The sequence below is a fragment of the Rhodococcus sp. ARC_M6 genome, assembly GCF_022810305.1.
In the GTDB taxonomy this organism is placed as follows: Bacteria; Actinomycetota; Actinomycetes; order Mycobacteriales; family Mycobacteriaceae; genus Rhodococcus_F.
Map to the genome: position 1 here is coordinate 1 of NZ_JALGQH010000020.1, position 18991 is coordinate 18991.

18 protein-coding genes, 1 tRNA gene and 1 rRNA gene are annotated in these 18991 nt (G+C 62.0%); all 20 read left to right on the top strand.

What is annotated here, in order from left to right; translation table 11 throughout:
- The first annotated feature begins 8 nt into the window (after window positions 1-8).
- The 20 genes from rrf to MTX36_RS19485 all read left to right on the top strand — a co-directional run bounded on the left by rrf (window position 9) and on the right by MTX36_RS19485 (window position 18737).
- Window positions 9-125 (top strand): 5S ribosomal RNA (gene rrf, locus MTX36_RS19390).
- A gap of 61 nt (window positions 126-186) precedes the next feature.
- Window positions 187-1092 carry a hypothetical protein gene (locus MTX36_RS19395; RefSeq protein ID WP_094273439.1) on the top strand — a complete coding sequence of 302 codons (906 nt, stop codon included), beginning with the start codon at window positions 187-189 and terminating at the stop codon, window positions 1090-1092.
- A complete protein-coding gene (locus tag MTX36_RS19400) occupies window positions 1089-2072 on the top strand; it encodes an HAD-IIA family hydrolase (protein ID WP_243621316.1) in 984 nt (327 codons plus the stop codon). The genes MTX36_RS19395 and MTX36_RS19400 overlap by 4 nt, the downstream gene beginning before the upstream one ends.
- Before the next feature lie 75 nt (window positions 2073-2147).
- On the top strand, window positions 2148-2390 hold the full coding sequence (locus tag MTX36_RS19405) for a hypothetical protein (protein ID WP_243621317.1): 243 nt from the start codon (window positions 2148-2150) through the stop codon (window positions 2388-2390).
- A gap of 1 nt (window position 2391) precedes the next feature.
- Window positions 2392-3222: a TlyA family RNA methyltransferase gene (locus MTX36_RS19410; protein ID WP_243621318.1), complete on the top strand. Its 831-nt coding sequence runs from the start codon at window positions 2392-2394 to the stop codon at window positions 3220-3222.
- Complete coding sequence (locus tag MTX36_RS19415) at window positions 3219-4166, top strand: NAD kinase (protein ID WP_243621319.1); 948 nt, start codon at window positions 3219-3221, stop codon at window positions 4164-4166. The genes MTX36_RS19410 and MTX36_RS19415 overlap by 4 nt, the downstream gene beginning before the upstream one ends.
- Window positions 4167-4169: 3 nt before the next feature.
- Window positions 4170-5945, top strand: coding sequence for a DNA repair protein RecN (recN, locus tag MTX36_RS19420; RefSeq protein WP_243621320.1), 1776 nt, complete (start codon window positions 4170-4172; stop codon window positions 5943-5945).
- A gap of 89 nt (window positions 5946-6034) precedes the next feature.
- Window positions 6035-7219: a putative cytokinetic ring protein SteA gene (gene steA, locus MTX36_RS19425; RefSeq protein WP_094275060.1), complete on the top strand. Its 1185-nt coding sequence runs from the start codon at window positions 6035-6037 to the stop codon at window positions 7217-7219.
- Entirely contained in the window at window positions 7216-8166 is a 951-nt protein-coding gene (locus tag MTX36_RS19430; protein WP_243621400.1) for a copper transporter, read from the top strand. The genes steA and MTX36_RS19430 overlap by 4 nt, the downstream gene beginning before the upstream one ends.
- A 142-nt stretch (window positions 8167-8308) precedes the next feature.
- A complete protein-coding gene (locus MTX36_RS19435) occupies window positions 8309-10066 on the top strand; it encodes a CTP synthase (protein WP_243621321.1) in 1758 nt (585 codons plus the stop codon).
- A 6-nt stretch (window positions 10067-10072) separates the two neighbouring features.
- Window positions 10073-10705 (top strand): NUDIX domain-containing protein, encoded by a 633-nt coding sequence (locus tag MTX36_RS19440; protein ID WP_243621322.1) that lies wholly within the window; start codon window positions 10073-10075, stop codon window positions 10703-10705.
- Window position 10706: 1 nt separating this feature from the next.
- On the top strand, window positions 10707-11630 hold the full coding sequence (xerD, locus tag MTX36_RS19445; RefSeq protein WP_243621323.1) for a site-specific tyrosine recombinase XerD: 924 nt from the start codon (window positions 10707-10709) through the stop codon (window positions 11628-11630).
- A 192-nt stretch (window positions 11631-11822) separates the two neighbouring features.
- On the top strand, window positions 11823-12698 hold the full coding sequence (locus MTX36_RS19450; protein WP_243621401.1) for a ParA family protein: 876 nt from the start codon (window positions 11823-11825) through the stop codon (window positions 12696-12698).
- Window positions 12695-13510 carry a ScpA family protein gene (locus MTX36_RS19455; protein WP_243621324.1) on the top strand — a complete coding sequence of 272 codons (816 nt, stop codon included), beginning with the start codon at window positions 12695-12697 and terminating at the stop codon, window positions 13508-13510. The genes MTX36_RS19450 and MTX36_RS19455 overlap by 4 nt, the downstream gene beginning before the upstream one ends.
- Window positions 13507-14226 (top strand): SMC-Scp complex subunit ScpB, encoded by a 720-nt coding sequence (gene scpB, locus MTX36_RS19460; RefSeq protein WP_243621325.1) that lies wholly within the window; start codon window positions 13507-13509, stop codon window positions 14224-14226. The genes MTX36_RS19455 and scpB overlap by 4 nt, the downstream gene beginning before the upstream one ends.
- Window positions 14227-14308: 82 nt before the next feature.
- Window positions 14309-15970 (top strand): pseudouridine synthase, encoded by a 1662-nt coding sequence (locus MTX36_RS30575; protein ID WP_374230504.1) that lies wholly within the window; start codon window positions 14309-14311, stop codon window positions 15968-15970.
- Window positions 15971-15999: 29 nt separating this feature from the next.
- Entirely contained in the window at window positions 16000-16662 is a 663-nt protein-coding gene (gene cmk / locus MTX36_RS19470) for a (d)CMP kinase (protein ID WP_243621402.1), read from the top strand.
- On the top strand, window positions 16659-18086 hold the full coding sequence (gene der / locus MTX36_RS19475; RefSeq protein WP_243621326.1) for a ribosome biogenesis GTPase Der: 1428 nt from the start codon (window positions 16659-16661) through the stop codon (window positions 18084-18086). The genes cmk and der overlap by 4 nt, the downstream gene beginning before the upstream one ends.
- A 101-nt stretch (window positions 18087-18187) precedes the next feature.
- Window positions 18188-18264: transfer RNA gene (locus MTX36_RS19480), tRNA-Pro, on the top strand.
- A 95-nt stretch (window positions 18265-18359) separates the two neighbouring features.
- Window positions 18360-18737, top strand: a complete 378-nt coding sequence (locus MTX36_RS19485) for an SdpI family protein (protein WP_243621327.1) — start codon at window positions 18360-18362, stop codon at window positions 18735-18737.
- Window positions 18738-18991: the final 254 nt, after the last annotated feature.

Genomic DNA, 18991 nt, shown 5'->3' on the forward strand with positions numbered 1-18991 from the left:
CATAGAGTTACGGCGGTCATAGCGAAGGGGAAACGCCCGGTCCCATTCCGAACCCGGAAGCTAAGCCCTTCAGCGCCGATGGTACTGCACTCGACAGGGTGTGGGAGAGTAGGACACCGCCGAACACCCGTTAACCGAAAGGGGACCCAACATACTGGGTCCCCTTTCGTGCGTTGTATGAAAGGAATGACTGTGTCGGAGAATGGCGACGAGCGTCGGTCCTTCCGTGGGGGAGGAGCGCCTCAATCAGGTGGCCCCCGTCGTGACAACGACGGGCGAGGTCCCCGAAGCAGCGGTGGCGGCGACCGCCGCGGCGGCAACGGAGGAGATAGGTCCGGCGGACAGCGTCGCGGCGGCGAGGGTGGATTCGCCCCTCGTGGACGCGAAGGCGACCGGAATTCACGTCAGGCAGCGCGTCCTGACGAACCAGATCTACCCGATGATGTAGAGCCGACCGAATTGGACCCGGCTGTTCGTCGGGACCTGCTGAGCTTGGACAAGGACAACGCCAACACTGTTGCGCGCCACCTCGTCATGGCCGGCAAATTGGTCGACGACGATCCAGAACTTGCGCTACTTCACGCGCGTGCTGCCCGTCAGCGCGCCGGTCGAATCGCAGTTGTTCGTGAAGCCGCCGGCATCACCGCTTACCATGCCGGTGAGTGGGCCGAGGCTTTGTCCGAACTTCGTGCTGCCCGCCGTATGGCTGGTGGCCCGGGTCTGATCGCCGTGATGGCTGACTGTGAACGTGGATTGGGTCGTCCCGAGCGGGCGATCGAACTCGGTCGCAGTGACGAAGCTGCGCAGCTGTCAGGCGACGAGGCGTCGGAGCTTCGGATTGTCGTGGCGGGTGCTCGAATGGATCTCGGTCAGTTCGATCAGGCTGTCGTTACCTTGCAGACAGCCGATCTGGACGCATCGCGTACCGGATTGGCGGCAGCCCGGCTGTTCTACGCCTATGCCGACGCACTTGTTGCGGCCGGCCGTATCGAAGACGGTCTGAAGTGGTTCCTCAATGCAGCTGCTGCAGACCTCGAAGACGATACTGACGCGGAAGAGCGGGTTGCGGAGCTGTCCGGAGAAGATCAGTGACAGTGCTTCGTAGCCAATACGACGTACTTCTGCTGGATCTCGACGGGACACTCTATGCGGGTGCTCATGCGATTCCTGGTACCCAGAGTGCTCTGGGCCAGGGATCGCAAGCCCTGTATTACGTGACGAACAATGCAAGTCGATCACCGGCGGACGTCTCGGCGCATCTGACGGAACTCGGCTTCGATTCTGTTGAGGACCGCGTCGTCACCAGTTCTCAGACTGCGGCACGCCTGGTAGTCGAACGGGTCGCTCCCGGATCGGCTGTTCTGATTGTCGGTACGGAAGCATTGGCCGACGAGATCACTGCGGTCGGTTTGCGTCCCGTTCGAGCTTTTGCCGATTCGCCCGTCGCCGTCGTGCAGGGCCATTCGACGACAACTGACTGGTCGATCCTGGCGGAAGCATGCCTCGCGATTCGTGGCGGAGCCCTATGGGTTGCTGCGAACCTCGACACCACGCTCCCGACCGAGCGCGGACTCGTTCTCGGAAACGGCTCGATGGTTGCCGCCTTGCGTGCTGCAACTCGTCAAGAACCACTGGTGGCGGGAAAGCCCGCAGCACCGTTGATGAATGATGCGCTGCGCCGAAGCGGCTGCGAAAAACCGTTGGTCGTCGGCGATCGTCTTGATACCGATATCGAAGGCGCGCAAGCAGTTTCGCTGGATTCGCTGTTGGTTCTGACCGGTGTCAGTACCGCAGCTGATGTCTTGCGCGCTCCGGCCCTCCAGCGCCCCACCTACATTTCCGCAACGTTGGATTCGTTGAACCAGCCGGCCGTCGAATCGTTAGTCGGTACCGATTCCAAGTGGGCCATATCCGTGCGTGGCACGGCGCTGTGTGTGGATGGCCCGATGGTGGGTGACGAGATGTCACTGCTACGAGCACTGTCTCCGGTTGCCTGGGCGCATCCGTCCTTCGCGACCATCGAAGCCGCCGACGCAGAAGTTCAACGCGTCGTAGATTCGTGGCAGCTATAACCCTCGATTGTGTGTTCGACTCGCGGGGGTATCGATGTATGCGCAACCAACAGTCATGCACTAGCGTTGTCCGCGATGAGCACGCCGATACCTCAACCCGGAAATAGCAGCGCAGAATCTCCTGTGCCCGGGCCACCGCGCACCGTCGACCCGGACACGATTCGTTCCGACGTCGATTCTCTACTCGCGCGTCTCGGCGATATCGAACAGGGTCCGAACGATCAGCACGGAGCAGGCGTGATTCCACACAAGGCGCACATATTGGAACAAGCACACGAAGTGCTGGTCCAAGCACTCGCTTCTGTGGACAGGGTCTGACATGGCACGTAGAGCACGGGTGGACGCCGAACTGGTCCGTCGCGGACTGGCGCGTTCCCGCGATCACGCACAAGAGTTGATCGCAGCCAATCGAGTCCTGATCTCGGGGGCAGTCGCAACCAAGCCGGCCACCGCTATCGAAGCTGGAACACCGCTCCGAGTGATCGAGGTGGAGCAGGAAGTTTCCTGGGCTTCTCGCGGTGCCCACAAACTGATCGGCGCCCTCGATGCTTTCGGTGAATCCGGACTCAGTGTGGCCGGTCGTCGTTGCCTGGATGCCGGTGCATCCACCGGCGGGTTCACCGACGTTTTGTTGACGCGTGGCGCCAAAGAGATTGTGGCGGTCGACGTCGGCTACGGACAGTTGGTGTGGCGCTTGCAGTCCGACGAACGAGTACATGTCATTGACCGCACCAATGTGCGCGCTATCGATGCCGAGACCATCGGCGGCCCAGTCGACCTGGTGGTTGCGGACCTCTCGTTCATCTCTCTCAAACTTGTATTACCGGCGTTTGTCGCGTGCACGGCCGACGGAGCCGATCTGGTGCCGATGGTGAAGCCACAATTCGAGGTCGGCAAGGACCGCGTCGGCGCCGGTGGCGTCGTACGTGACCCGGAGCTTCGAATCTCGACGGTGCTCGAAGTATCCGAAGCCGCGGCCAAGGTCGGGTTGAGGACACTCGGTGTTGTTGCGAGTCCGCTGCCGGGACCGTCCGGAAATGTCGAGTACTTCCTCTGGCTGCGTAAAGAGAACGCTCCCGAGGAGCTGGTAGAAGGCTCGCCGTCGGTCGAGGATCTGATCCGCAAGGCTGTAGAGGAAGGGCCGCAGTGACCGCAGCTTCTGGGGGCGAACCGCGTCAGATTTTGTTGGTGGCGCATCCCGGTCGACGGGAGATCGCTGAAACTGCCCGACGCGTCGGAAAGATTTTCGAGCGCGCCGGAATCGGTCTGCGTGTTCTGGTCGACGAAGCAGACAGTTCGCGCATCGAGGCGATGAATGCGCCCGAGGGTTTCTCGGCACCGGACCTCGATGTCACAGTTGTTCATCCGGGCCCGAACGCGGCAGTTGGCTGCGAATTGGTGCTCGTGCTCGGCGGCGACGGAACATTTTTGCGTGCAGCGGAATTGGCGCAGGAAGCGTCGATTCCCGTTCTCGGCATCAACTTGGGTCGAATCGGATTCCTTGCGGAAACCGAGGCCGAACATCTTGACGAAGCACTCGCGCAGGTAGTGCGCAAGGAGTACCGCGTCGAACCCCGGATGACTTTGGATGTCGTGATCCGTGTTGATGACGAGATCATCGATCGCGGTTGGGCTCTGAACGAGGCCAGTATCGAAAACCGCTCGCGGCTCGGTGTTCTCGAAGTTGTTCTCGAAGTCGACGGTCGGCCGGTGTCCGCGTTCGGTTGCGACGGAGTTCTCGTATCCACACCGACCGGTTCGACGGCCTATGCGTTTTCGGCCGGCGGGCCCGTCGTGTGGCCGGAACTCGAAGCGCTGCTTGTTGTTCCGAGCAATGCACACGCGTTGTTCGCCCGTCCGTTGGTCACCAGCCCGGAATCGCTGATCGCAGTGGAAACCGTTGCCGGCAGTCATGAAGGTCTCGTATTTCTCGACGGCCGGCGCACATTGGAACTTCCAGCCGGTGGCCGTGTCGAGGTTGTTCGTGGTGCACAACCGGTCAAGTGGGTACGCCTCGACTCTGCGCCTTTCGCGGATCGGATGGTTCGAAAGTTCGAACTTCCGGTCACCGGTTGGCGAGGAAGGAAGCCTTAAACAGTGCTCGCAGAGATTCGAATCGACAGCCTGGGAGTTATTTCCGAAGCGTCGGCCCAGTTTCACGAGGGTTTGACAGTCCTGACCGGTGAAACCGGCGCAGGTAAGACTATGGTCGTGACCAGCCTGCACCTGCTCAGCGGCGCTCGCGCCGATGCCGGCCGTGTGCGGCTTGGTGCGTCCCGCGCAGTAGTCGAGGGACGATTTGTCACCGACGTGTCGCCGGCGACTGAACGCGAGATCGTGCGAATCCTCGAATCTTCCGGAGCCGAGCGTGACGAGGACGGCAGCATTATCGCCGTTCGAACCGTAGGCAGTGACGGTCGATCGCGTGCTCACCTCGGCGGTCGTAGTGTTCCGGCCGGTGTGTTGTCGGAGTTCACCGACCCCTTGCTGACGGTGCACGGTCAGAACGACCAGTTGCGTTTGCTGCGTCCCGACCAGCAGCGCAATGCGTTGGATCGTTTCGGCGACAAGACAATCGGCACTCTCCTGACGCGTTATCGGAAGCATCGTCGTGAGTGGCTCGACGCTCGATCGGAACTGATCGAGCGGACGTCGAAGGCCCGCGAACTTGCGCAAGAGGCAGATCAGCTGACCTTTGCGCTCAACGAAATCGACGGTGTAGCACCGGAACCCGGCGAAGATGCCTCGATCGTCGCCGAGGTTCGTCGGCTCAGCGATTTGGATTCGCTACGGTCGGCCGCGGAGGAAGCGCACGCGGCACTGGCCGGTAGTGATGATTTGTCGAGTGGTGAGGTTCGTGTGTCACCGGCTCTCGACTTGATGTCCGAGGCCCGGGCACGGATCGAGTCCGTGACCGATACAGATTTGGACGGTTTGGCTGCGCGGTTGGCCGATGCGATTGCCGTCGTCACCGATGTGGCCGGCGATCTCAATTCCTACCTCGCCGGATTGCCCGCTGATCCGGGTGCCTTGGATTCACTACTTTCGAGGCAATCCGAACTCAAGACCCTGACACGGAAATATGCCGCTGATGTCGACGGTGTTCTCGAATGGGCCGATACCGCTCGCGCACGCCTGTCCAAGCTCGATGTGTCGTCGGACGCTTTGGGGCTGCTGAGCAAGCAGGTCGAGGAAACCGCTGCTCTGACGGCTGACGCGGCCGCCAAACTCAGCGCGGCGCGCGTGAAGTCGGCAGCAAAGCTGTCGAAATCCGTCAGCGCGGAACTGGCAGGACTGGCGATGGGTCGGGCCGGTTTGGAAGTGAGCGTCCGTCAGCAGGTTGCCGGCGCGCAGGATTCTGCTCCGCTCAATGTCGGGGGAGTGGAACTGCATGCCGGTTCCGGCGGTGTGGACGAGGTCGAGTTCCGGTTGTCCGCACACAGCGGCGCTCCGTCACTGCCGATCAGCAAGAGCGCCTCCGGCGGTGAACTCTCACGCGTGATGTTGGCGCTCGAAGTTGTGCTGGCCGGTAGCGATACCGGAGCGACCATGGTGTTCGACGAGGTGGACGCCGGCGTCGGCGGGCGCGCGGCCGTCGAGATCGGTCGACGACTGGCCAAGCTTGCTCGGACACACCAGGTAATCGTGGTGACGCACCTTCCTCAGGTTGCGGCCTTCGCAGACACTCACCTGGTGGTCGACAAGGTCGACGACAAGGGTGGGGTCGTGAGTAGCGGCGTTCGTACACTGTCGGACAGTGAGCGGGTCGTCGAACTAGCTCGAATGTTGGCCGGTTTGGACGACACTGAAACCGGCCGAGCGCACGCCGAGGAATTGCTGGAGATAGCAAGTGCGGCACGCGTCACAGATTGATGGATTAGTGGTGTGGTATGCGACCGATGTGGTAATTGATTCGGCGCGCCTCCACCGATCACGGTGACTTCGGGTTCATCATCGAAGCCATGAAGATGCCCGCATTGCTCTCCCGTAACACCGAGTCGTTGCCTGGGATCAGCGGCATCGCCAGGGTCGACCGGAATACGGCCAAGCTTTTACGCCGTGTCGGTCCCGGGGATATCGTCGTTCTGGACGAACTCGACATCGACCGTCGTACCGCCGACGCTCTGGTGAAAGCCGGAGTTCTGGCCGTCGTCAACGCGTCGCCGTCCATCTCCGGTAGGTACCCGAACCTCGGTCCCGAGGTGATGGTCGCCAACGGCATCGTTCTGATCGACGCGCCGGACAGCGAAGTCTTCAAGAACATCAAGGACGGCAGCAAGATCCGCCTGCACGAGGGCGAGGTTTTCAACGGTTCGAAGTCACTGGTCAAGGGCGAAGAGCAGTCCGAAGCCGAGATCTCGGACCGGATGATCGAAGCAAAGACCGGTTTGGTGGATCACCTCGAGGCATTCTCCGGCAACACAATCGAGTTCATCCGAACCGAGAGCCCGCTTCTCATCGACGGCATCGGTGTACCCGATGTCGACATCGAGCTCAAGGACCGCCACGTCGTGGTGGTGTCCGACGGACCCGATCACGAACAGGATTTGAAGAACCTCAAGCCGTTCATCAAGGAGTACTCGCCGATTCTGATCGGTGTCGGCGCAGGTGCCGATGTACTGAGCCAAGCCGGATACCGCCCCGACCTGATCGTGGGCGACCCGGAAGAGATCACCAGCGCCACCCTCAAGTCCGGAGCCGAGGTGGTACTCCCGGCCGATCAGGACGGTCACGCCGCCGGCCTTTCGCGCATCCAGGATCTGGGTATCGGTGCCATGACGTTCCCGGCGACGGGCTCGCCGACCGATCTGGCGCTGTTGCTCGCCGATCATCACGGGGCTTCGTTGATCGTCACGGTCGGCAATGTTGTCTCGCTCGACGAATTCTTCGATCGTGCCCGCCGGGAAAGTAATCCGTCGGCGTTCATGACCAGACTGAAGGTCGGGCCGAAACTCGTCGACGCCAAGGCCGTCGCAACGCTGTATCGAAGTCGGGTGTCCGGCGGAGCGATCGCTCTGCTGGTCCTCGCCGCACTGGTCGCGGTTATCGTCGCGCTGGTCGTATCCAATGCCGGTAGTGAAGTTCTCGACTGGGCAATCGCAACATGGAACAGCTTCGCGCTGTGGGTTCAGGGGCTCTTCAAGTGATTTCGATGCGTCAACATGCTATTTCCATAGCGGCAATTTTCCTGGCTCTCGCAATCGGCGTGGTTCTCGGTTCGGGGATGTTGTCCAGTGGGTTGCTTTCCGGTCTGCGCGACGACAAGGCGGACCTGCAGAACGAGATCGAAAATCTCAACGACCAGAAGAACGGTCTTGCGGAACAACTCAACTCCGCCGACGGCTTCGACGCCGCAGTCGGCGGACGCGTCGTCCGTGATTCTCTGGCGGGTCGCACCGTCGTCATCGTGACCGCGCCCGATACCGATCCCGGCGACTTGGATGGTGTCACCCGCTTGATAACCGCCTCCGGTGGAGCGGTGACCGGACGCGTCTCGCTCACCGAGTCGTTTGTGGACGCCAGCGGCGGTGACCGTCTGCGTACCGTCGTCAACAACGTAATTCCTGCGGGCATCACCCTGAAGACCGGCGCTGTCGACCAGGGCAGTCTGGCGGGAGACCTACTCGGATCCGTGCTCTTGCTGAACGGGACCACGAGTGAACCGCAAAGCACTCCGGATGAGCTGAACCTGGCGTTGGACACTTTGCGTAGCGCCGGATTCATCGCGTACGACGGCGCAGTCAAGCCCGCGCAACTCGCGGTGGTTCTCACTGGGGACAACAAGGCGGACGACGCCACAACTTCCGGAAACCGCGGGGCCGTCGTCGCACGCTTTGCCGGCGCTTTGGACGGACGCGGCGCAGGGACGGTTTTGGCGGGTCGACCAGGCTCGGCAGACGGCAATGGTCCGGTTGCCGTCGTACGTGCCGATGCGGCGCTCTCAGCCGGTCTGACGACCATCGACAATGTCGACCGCGAGTCAGGCAAGATCACGACCTCGCTGGCATTGCAAGAGCAGTTGAACGGCGGAGCCGGGCGGTACGGAACGGGCCCGGGAGCCGCTGCAATTACCGTCGGAGCACCCACGAGCTGATACGCCGGTCACATCGCGGGGCGAAAGTCGGCGCGCGGGAGGCGTCGACACCCGATTGGTGTTACCGTGAAATCCCGTGGGTCGGCAGGCCCCAACATGCTTCATCAGATCAAGCCCTGCACAGTCGTCACGGGAGTCTCTTTTGCCACAGTCACGCACTAACCCGCGTACCGCCACCAAGCACATCTTCGTCAGTGGAGGTGTTGCTTCCTCGCTCGGCAAAGGTTTGACCGCCTCGAGTCTGGGACAGTTGTTGACCGCGCGAGGGATGCGCGTGACCATGCAGAAGCTCGATCCCTATCTCAATGTGGATCCGGGCACCATGAACCCCTTCCAGCACGGCGAGGTCTTCGTCACCGAAGACGGATCCGAAACAGATCTGGATGTCGGGCACTACGAGCGGTTCCTCGATCGTGACCTCTCCGGTCAGGCCAATGTCACCACCGGCCAGGTGTATTCGACGGTTATCGCCAAGGAACGCCGCGGCGAATACCTGGGCGACACCGTCCAGGTCATCCCGCACATCACCGACGAGATCAAGCGTCGTATCCTCGCGATGAGCGGCCCGGATCTTCAGGGACACCGCCCCGACGTCGTCATCACCGAAATCGGTGGAACCGTCGGCGACATCGAGTCGCAGCCCTTCCTCGAGGCAGCCCGCCAGGTCCGCCACGATGTCGGACGCGACAACGTCTTCTTCCTCCACGTCTCCCTCGTGCCGTTCCTCGGCCCCTCCGGAGAACTCAAGACCAAGCCGACGCAGCACTCGGTCGCGTCGTTGCGCAGCATCGGTATTCAGCCCGACGCGCTGATCCTCCGTTGCGATCGCGACGTCCCGCAGGGCCTCAAGAACAAGATCGCCCTGATGTGCGACGTCGACGTCGACGCCTGCATTTCCACTCCCGACGCCCCGTCGATCTACGACATTCCGAAGGTTCTCCATCGTGAGGGCTTGGACGCGTATGTCGTTCGCCAGCTCGGACTCCCGTTCCGTGACGTCGACTGGACCGTCTGGGGTGACCTCCTCGATCGTGTCCACCAGCCGCGCGAGACCGTTCGCGTTGCATTGGTCGGCAAGTACGTCGACCTGCCGGATGCGTACCTGTCGGTCACCGAGGCATTGCGCGCCGGTGGCTTCGCACACCGTTCCAAGGTGGAAATCTCCTGGGTTCCCTCCGATGCGTGTGAGACCGAAGCTGGTGCGCAGGCGGCGCTCGGCGACGTCGATGCCATTCTGATCCCCGGCGGCTTCGGCATCCGCGGTATCGAGGGCAAGCTCGGCGCGATCAGCTACTCCCGTGCACGGAAGCTCCCGCTGCTCGGAATCTGCCTGGGTCTGCAGTGTGTTGTCATCGAAGCCGCGCGCAGCGTTGGTCTCACCGATGCCAACTCGGCCGAGTTCGAGCCCGACACCAAGCATCCCGTCATCTCCACCATGGCTGATCAGGAAGACGTCATCGCGGGCGAGGCAGACCTCGGTGGCACCATGCGTCTCGGTGCCTACCCGGCTGTGCTGACCAAGGGTTCGGTTGCGGCCCAGGCCTACGGAACGGAGGACGTGTCCGAGCGTCACCGTCACCGCTTCGAGGTCAACAACACCTACCGTGATCGTATTGCCAAGTCCGGCTTGAAGTTCAGCGGCACGTCACCGGACGGACACCTGGTCGAGTTCGTCGAGTACCCGCGCGATCTGCATCCGTTCTTCGTTGCCACGCAGGCGCACCCGGAGCTCAAGAGCCGCCCGACGCGTCCGCATCCTCTCTTCGCGGCATTTATCGAAGCAGCGTTGAAGTACAAGCTCGAAGAGCGTCTTCCGGTCGACGTTCACGGTGAAAAGTCCATCGACACCGCGGCGACGGAAACGGCGCTCGACGCAGCCGAGACCGCAGAAAAGGTCTAACCACACATGAGCGATCCCGGTCGGCACGAATTCGAGACCCTCGACTCCACCACGATCTACTCGGGGGCGATCATTGCGCTCCGGGTGGACTCCGTGATGATGCCGGGTAATCATCGTGCCGATCGGGAAGTCGTGGAACATCACGGCGCGGTAGCAGTAGTTGCTGTCGACGCCGACGACAACCTTGTTCTGATCCACCAGTACCGACATCCTCTCGGCCATCGGCTGTGGGAAATCCCGGCTGGTCTGCTGGATGCACCCGGTGAGAATCCGGTGGACGCGGCCGCACGTGAGTTGGGCGAAGAGACCGGACTGGGCGCGGATCGCTGGTCGGTGCTCGTCGACGTTGCACTCTCACCGGGATTCACCGACGAAGCCGTTCGGGTATTCCTCGCCGAGGGCCTGCACGACGTCGACCGCGAAGATCCGGAACATGAAGAAGCCGACCTGCAAATTGCCCGCGTGCCGTTGTCGGAGGCCGTCGACATGGCGCTACGCGGTGATCTGGTGAATGCCACGGCAGTAGCGGGCATCCTCGCCCTCGTTGCGGCGCGCTCTTCGGGCACGGCTTTGCGGGCTGCCGATGCACCGTGGCCGGATCGTCCGACAGCATTCGGGGAACGCAAGGCCCGGGCCTGATGTGCTTGCCCGACAGGTGGATTCGTTTCTCGACCATCTAGCCGTCGAGCGAGGATCTGCTCGCAACACACTTCTCTCGTATCGGCGCGATCTGTACCGGTACGTCGAATATCTCAACGCACTCGACATCGATGAGGTCTCGCGAGTCGGTGAAGCCGATGTCACGGAATTTGTGACGTCATTGCGCCGGGGCGACAAGGAATCCGGCGTTGTCCCCTTGGCGTCGAGTTCTGCCGCACGCACCTTGATCGCGGTTCGCGGTTTCCATAAGTTCTGTGCCGCAGAAGGTCTGGTCGACGTCGACGTTGCCAGATCCGTGAAACCACCGACTCCGGGACGCAAACTGCCCAAGGCACTCTCACTCGACGACGTCATCGCACTGCTCGAGGCTTCCGGTGGTGGCGCTGCCGGCGACGGCCCACGTGACCTGCGAGATCGGGCGCTGTTGGAACTGCTGTACTCGACGGGCGCACGCATCACCGAAGCCGTCGACCTCGACGTCGACGACATCGACACCGAGTCCCGTTCAGTGCTCCTGAAGGGCAAGGGCGGAAAGCAACGGGTAGTCCCTATCGGTCGGCCCGCGATCGAAGCCGTCGACGCCTATCTGGTCCGAGGGCGACCCGCTCTGGCGACGCGGGGATTGCCGGCGCTCTTCCTCAATGCCCGTGGCGGACGATTGTCCCGTCAAAGCGCGTGGCAGATTCTCCACGACGCGGCTCTCTCCGCCGGAATCAAGGCCGACGTCTCGCCGCACACCATGCGGCACTCATTTGCCACCCACCTCCTCGACGGCGGAGCAGATGTTCGCGTCGTACAGGAACTTCTCGGTCACGCATCCGTGACCACGACGCAGATTTACACCCTGGTCACGGTCACTGCGCTGCGAGAAGTGTGGGCCCAGGCACATCCACGTGCGCGATAGGCGCGTGTGAACAATGCGTGTCTGTGAGAGAAATCGGGCGTGGAAGCGGTAGCGTTCAAAGCGCGCGAGTGGTCCCTGAAGGGTTTTTCAGGGGTTGCGGCGCCGAGAGCAACCACCGAAAGAACAGGGGAGCATCGGACCGTGTCGACATCGCAGCCATCAGCGGCGGAGTCCGCGCCGCCGCATGTCACTATGCCCTCCCACGTCCCTTCCGGAGAATTAGAGCCAGAACTAGGTCCCACCGGCCGTCCGGTACGTGACGTACCGATGCCGACGCCGTTGGCGCACCACGGTCCCGGGATGATCATCGCGATGTGCAACCAGAAGGGTGGCGTCGGCAAGACGACGTCCACCATCAATTTGGGTGCTGCGCTGGCCGAATACGGGCGTCGAGTGTTGTTGGTGGACCTCGATCCGCAGGGAGCGTTGTCCGCCGGTCTGGGAGTTCAGCACCACGATCTCGAACTTACTGTCCACAATCTTCTGGTCGAACCGCGTGTCCCCATCGACGACGTACTGATGCGCACCAGAATCGACGGACTGGACCTGCTGCCGAGCAATATCGACTTGTCCGCTGCAGAGATCCAACTTGTCACCGAGGTGGGGCGCGAGCAGACTCTGGGACGCGTCTTGCACCCAATTCTGGATCGCTACGACTACGTCCTCATCGATTGCCAACCGTCACTCGGTTTGTTGACGGTCAACGCGCTGGCCTGCGCCGATTCCGTCATCATTCCGATGGAATGCGAGTACTTCAGTTTGCGCGGCCTGGCGTTGCTCAACGACACCGTGGAAAAGGTGCACGATCGGCTCAACTCCAAGCTCGAATTGGCCGGCATTGTCGTCACGATGTTCGATTCGCGAACGCTGCATGCCCGCGAGGTGATGGCCCGCGTCGTCGAGGTATTCGGCGATGTTGTCTACGACACGGTCATCAACCGAACGGTGCGGTTTCCCGAAACCAGTGTGGCGGGCGAACCGATTACCACCTGGGCGCCCAAATCGGCTGGGGCAGAGGCATATCGAGCATTGGCTCGTGAAGTGATCCACCGGTCTGGTCGTAAGTGAAACTGATTACACCGCAAGAAGATTCGGCCGCTGTTTCAGAGTTTCGCGTAACACTTCGAAATTTCGAAGGGCCGTTCGATCTACTGTTGAACCTGATCAACCAACGTCAACTCGACCTCACCGAGGTTGCGCTGCACACGGTTACTGACGATTTCATCGCGTACACCAGAAAACTGGGGAGCGCGATGGGTCTGGACGAGACCACCGAGTTTCTTGTCGTCGCAGCGACGCTTCTCGATCTGAAAGCCGCTCGACTCCTGCCCGCCGGCGAGGTTGAGGATTCCGAGGATCTGGCACTGCTGGAAGCGCGGGATTTGCTGTTTGCGCGGTTGCTTCAATATCGGGCCTACAAGCAAATGGCCGCTCTGTTCGGGGAGCTCGAGGACGCCGCGCTGAGGCGCTATCCGCGGTCGGTATCCGTCGAAGATCAGTTCACGTCATTGCTGCCGGAAGTGTTGCTGGGGGTGAATCCGCAGCGCTTTGCGGAGATCGCTGCGACAGTGTTCACGCCTCGTCCGGTGCCCACTGTGGGCCTCGAGCACCTCCATGTGTCCAATATCTCGATACCAGAACAGGCCGATCGAATACTCGAACTTCTTCGCGAGCGCGGGGCAGGGGAGTGGACGCCGTTCTCCGACTTGGTTGACGATTGTGATGCCACCGTCGAAATCGTCGCGCGCTTTCTGGCGCTACTCGAGTTGTATCGACGGAAAGTCATCGTTTTCGACCAGCCCGAAGCGCTGGGGCAACTCCGGGTGACATGGACCGGCGACGACGATATCGCACCGGTTACAGAAGAGGATTACGGATGAGTACCGAACCGGAAGATGTGACGTCTTCCCAGCTAGATGCTACAAACGAGGCCCCCAGCACGGAGGAGGTGTCTTCGCCGGATTTCGACCTGGACGACAACCGTCTCGACGCAGTATTGGAGTCACTACTCCTGGTCGTCGATTCGCCGGCGGAAGTATCTCAACTGGCCTCGGTGACCGGCACAAATCCGGCTCGCGTCGAAGAACGTCTCAAGCTGATGTCGGCTGCGCTGACCACGCGAGGCAGCGGAATGGACCTGCGATACGCCGGCGACGGCTGGCGTCTGTACACCCGGCAAGAGTTTGCTCCGTACGTGGAAATGCTGCTATTGGACGGCACCCGCACCAAATTGACGCGCGCAGCATTGGAAACTTTGGCGATAGTCGCATACCGTCAACCGTTGACTCGTGCGCGGATCAGTGCGGTACGAGGCGTCAACGTGGACGGGGTGGTACGCACACTCCTCGCCCGCGGACTGATCGCGGAAGCCGGGCCTGACCCGGACACCAACGCGACACGGTACTCCACCACCGAACTGTTCCTCGAACGGCTCGGACTGGCTTCGCTGAGCGAGCTTCCGGAGTTGGCACCGCTCTTGCCCGATGTCGAATCGATCGACGACATCAGCGAAAGCCTGGAATCCGATCCGCGATTTGCGAGAATGAACAAGACGGAAGTGGCCACCGACGTAGTGGACACCGAAGTCGACGACTGACCGGGCATCCCCGCGTCGGCCGTCAGCGCAGAAGAAAGACCCGACGATGCTCGGGAAACAAAGAAAAACTGACAGGAAAAAAGTGAACAATCCCGCTCGCCGAGATGGCACACCGGACCGTAACAACTCCCGCGACTCGCGTGGTGGCCGCAACGACGCCCCACGTGGTGGTCGTAGCGAAGCTCCCCGTGGAGCCCGTGGCGACAATTCGTACGGCGCACGCAGCGACGCCCCTCGTGGTGGACGCAGTGAAGCTCCCCGCGGAGCTCGCAGCGACAATTCCTACGGATCGCGCAATGACGCACCGCGCGGTGCACGCAGCGAAGCCCCTCGTGGTGGACGTAGCGAAAACACCTACGGATCGCGCAATGATGCTCCCCGCGGAGCCCGTGGCGACAATTCGTACGGTGCACGCAGCGAAGCCCCTCGTGGTGGACGTAGCGAAAACACCTACGGATCACGTGGTGACGCTCCCCGCGGAGCGCGCTCTGACGCTCCTCGTGGAGGACGTTCAGATGCTCCCCGTGGCGCACGCTCTGATGCACCCCGTGGTGGACGCGACAATTCGTACAACGCACGCAGTGAAGCTCCCCGTGGTCGCTTTGATGCGCCTCGCGGAGCTCGTAGCGAAGCCCCCCGTGGCGGTCGCTCCAACACGCCGCGCTCTGACGACCGTCGCACTCCTCGTGCCGATGACCGTCGCACTCCCCACGTCGACGTTCGTCGCGCACCGTACGGAACGCGCCCGGACGATCGCAACGCTCCCCGTGAAGAGCAGCGTCCCGCGGCTCCTCGTGGCGGTGCCTGGTCGAATGCGCCGCGCGGATCCAAGTTCGACGGACCTCCGCGCAAGCGTCCGGCAGCGCCGACGCCGCCGGCAGTCAACAAGCACGGCAAGGTGAAGTCTGAAAAGCCGCAGCGCGCAGTCACCCAGAACCCGTTGGTATCCAACGCAAAGCCTGCTCGTCATCAGCACGCCGAGGTCGGGCAGCAGGACGGCCCGCCCAAGGGTGATGGCGTCCGCTTGCAGAAGGTGCTGGCTCAGGCCGGTGTCGCTTCGCGTCGTGCAGCCGAAGAGCTGATCGACCAGGGCCGTGTCGAGGTCGACGGTCGCATCGTTCGTGAGCAGGGTCTGCGCGTCGACCCCGAGAACGCGGTTGTTCGCGTCGACGGTGTTCGCGTCGTCGTCCAGAAGGACCTCGTCTACTTGGCAATGAACAAGCCGCGTGGATGGCAGTGCACCATGTCCGACGACCTCGGTCGCCCGTGCGTCGGTGACATCGTCTCCGAGCGCGTCCAGTCGGGTCAGCGTCTCTTCCACGTCGGACGTCTCGATGCGGATACCGAAGGCTTGCTTCTCCTCACCAACGACGGCGATCTGGCTCACCGCCTGATGCACCCGTCGTTCGAGGTCCCGAAGACGTACCTCGCGACGGTTCACGGCGTGCTCGAGCGCAGCACCGCCAAGCAGCTACGTGAGGGTGTCACCCTCGATGACGGTCCGGCCAAGGTCGACTTGGTTACCGTCCTCGAGATCAACGAGGGCAAGACCCTCGTCAAGCTTGTTCTGCACGAAGGCCGCAAGCACATCGTCCGTCGTCTCCTCGATTCCGTCGGCCACCCCGTGGTCCGTCTGGTTCGTACCAACGTCGGAGTTGTCTCCCTTGGCGATCAGCGTCCGGGAACGCAGCGCGTCCTCGGTCGTAGCGAGGTCGGTGGGCTGTACGAGGCGGTCGGCCTGTGACCGACCAATCGGTGCCACTGGTTGTCGCAATGGACGGACCGTCCGGAACAGGCAAGTCCAGTGTCTCCCGTGCGTTGGCGCAGAAGCTGGGCGCCCGCTACCTCGACACCGGAGCCATCTACCGGATCGCGACCCTGCACGTTCTTCGCAGCGGAATCGATCTGACGGATTCCGCAGCGATCACCGCTGCTGTGGCGTCGTTGCCTTGGTCTATCGGTACCGACCCGTCCAGCGAGCAGGTTTTGCTCGACGGCGCGGATGTCAGTGAAGAGATACGCGGCGACGCGGTGACCAAGGCTGTGTCCGCAGTGTCCGCAGTGTCGGAGGTTCGGGACTTGCTCGTCGCAACTCAGCGTGAGTTGGCGTCGAGTGCGGATCGCATCGTCGTCGAGGGTCGAGACATCGGAACCGTCGTACTTCCGGATGCCGACGTCAAGATCTTCCTGACGGCATCCGCGGAAACTCGTGCGGCACGGCGCAATGCGCAGAACATCGGCCACGGCCGTGAAGACAATTACGAAGCGGTGTTAGCCGACGTGCAACGCCGTGACCATCTCGATTCGACTCGGGCAGTGTCGCCGTTGCGCCCTGCCGAGGATTCCGTACTGGTGGATACCAGCGAATTGGGCATAGAGGATGTGATCGCCAGGCTGGTGCTGGTGGTCAGCGACAGAACTGGAGCAGTGCAGTGAGCGACGATCTGGTAACCGAATTTGCCGGCGACGGCGTGTGGAACGAGGAGTCCGAGTGGGACTACCTCGATCTCGAAGCAGACGCTGAAGGCGAGGCGTATGTCGCCGTCCCCACACTCGCTGTGGTGGGACGACCGAACGTCGGTAAGTCGACACTCGTCAACCGCATCATCGGCCGCCGCGAAGCGGTAGTCGAGGATGTTCCCGGCGTCACCCGTGACCGTGTTTCGTACGAGGCGAACTGGAGCGGTCGACGCTTCCTCGTCCAGGACACGGGTGGATGGGAGCCCGACGCGAAGGGCCTTCAGCAGGCTGTGGCTCGTCAGGCCGAGTTGGCCATGTCGACGGCCGACGCGATCCTTCTGGTCGTCGACGCTGTTGTCGGCGCTACCGCCACGGACGAGGCTGTAGCGCGCGTGCTGCGTCGCTCCAAGACTCCGGTCATCCTCGTCGCCAACAAGGTGGACGACGGACGCACCGAGTCCGAGGTGGCAGCACTGTGGTCCTTGGGCCTCGGTCAGCCGTACTCCGTGAGTGCGACGCACGGCCGCGGTACCGGAGATCTCCTCGACGAGGTTTTGGCAAAGCTGCCGGAAACCCCGCGTGAAGGTATCCCCGGCGGCGGCCCCCGCCGTGTTGCACTAGTCGGAAAGCCGAACGTCGGAAAGTCCAGCTTGCTCAACAAGCTGTCCGGTGACGAGCGTTCCGTTGTGCACGATGTTGCCGGCACCACTGTTGACCCCGTCGACTCGATCGTCGAATTGGGCGGACGCCCTTGGCGTTTCGTTGACACGGCTGGTCTGCGCAAGCGCGTCAGCCATGCCAGCGGTGCCGAGTTCTACGCGTCGCTGCGTACAAAGAGTGCGATCGAGGCCGCTGAGGTCGCGATCCTGCTGATCGACGCACACGAGCCGCTCACCGAGCAGGACCTGCGCGTCCTGAGCATGGTGGCCGACACCGGTCGCGCTTTGGTGATTGCGTTCAACAAGTGGGACCTCGTCGACGAAGACCGTCGACTCATGTTGGACAAGGAAATCGACCGCGACCTGGTTCGTGTTCCCTGGGCTTCACGAGTCAACATCTCGGCCCGCACGGGTCGCGCTGTACAGAAGCTCGTGCCGGCTCTCGACACGGCTCTGGAGTCGTGGGACAAGCGCATCCCGACGGGTCGCTTGAACACCTGGCTCAAGGAAGTTGTGGCGGCCACCCCGCCGCCGATGCGTGGCGGTCGTTTGCCCCGCATCATGTTTGCGACGCAGGCAAGCTCGCGTCCGCCGACCTTCGTTCTCTTCACCACAGGCTTCCTCGAAGCCGGCTACCGCCGGTTCCTCGAGCGTCGTCTGCGTGAAGAGTTCAACTTCGACGGAAGTCCGATTCGTGTTTCCGTGCGAGTTCGAGAGAAGCGCGACCGCAAGAACCGCTAGTTTGCCGCCAAAAAGGTACTAAAACGGCCCTGACCAGCCGATTGGTACTTCAGCCCGTCTCTGATGTAATCTTTCCAAGCGCCCGAAACAAGGGCGCGGGACGGGCTGTGGCGCAGCTTGGTAGCGCACTTGACTGGGGGTCAAGTGGTCGCAGGTTCAAATCCTGTCAGCCCGACCAAAGAAGAACCCGGTGAGAATTTCTCACCGGGTTCTTCTTGTTTGTGCGTCATCGGTGAGTTAGTGCGTGTGCCAAGATTGGAGGGCATGTGGGGTATGAATTCGCAAGATCTGCTCGGGCTTACCGTTTCTCTGTCGGGTGGGACAGCGTTGCTGGTCGTCGCAGTGGTCCTGGTGCAACGGATTGTCGGTGACACCCCGAACGAGTTGGTGGGGATTCGGACGCGCGCAACGATGTCGAGTCCTGCGGCGTGGCAGTTGGCGCACCGGACTGCGGCGCCTGCGCTGCGACGTACATCGCGAATGGCGTTGGCTGGGTTAGCGATACAGCTGGTCATCGGGTTGTGGTGGGGATTCGGCGCTCCGGCATCCGCGCTGTTCTCGATAATCGTGTTCGTCGTAGTGACGGGGATGTTGGTGCACGCATCACTTCTCGGGGACCGGGCTGCCAAAAACTTTCAGGCCGGAAGGTAGTTGGTCTACTAGCGTGGCCGTTAAACGAGATCGACTTAGCGTCAGTCAGATGGAGTGCCTCGATCCGCAGCGGATGCTTTCAACAGTCGGTGATGTCGTTTAGCCAATTACTGGACTGAATGGTCTGGTTTGATTGTTTAATGCGGCGTACCGATGCAGTTCTAGCAATCCCAGTAATCTTATTTGTGGCGTCGTGCGCCTCGAATCGAGATAGCGGAGTCGAAACCGTCGACGTTGCCGCGCGAGTTTCGTCA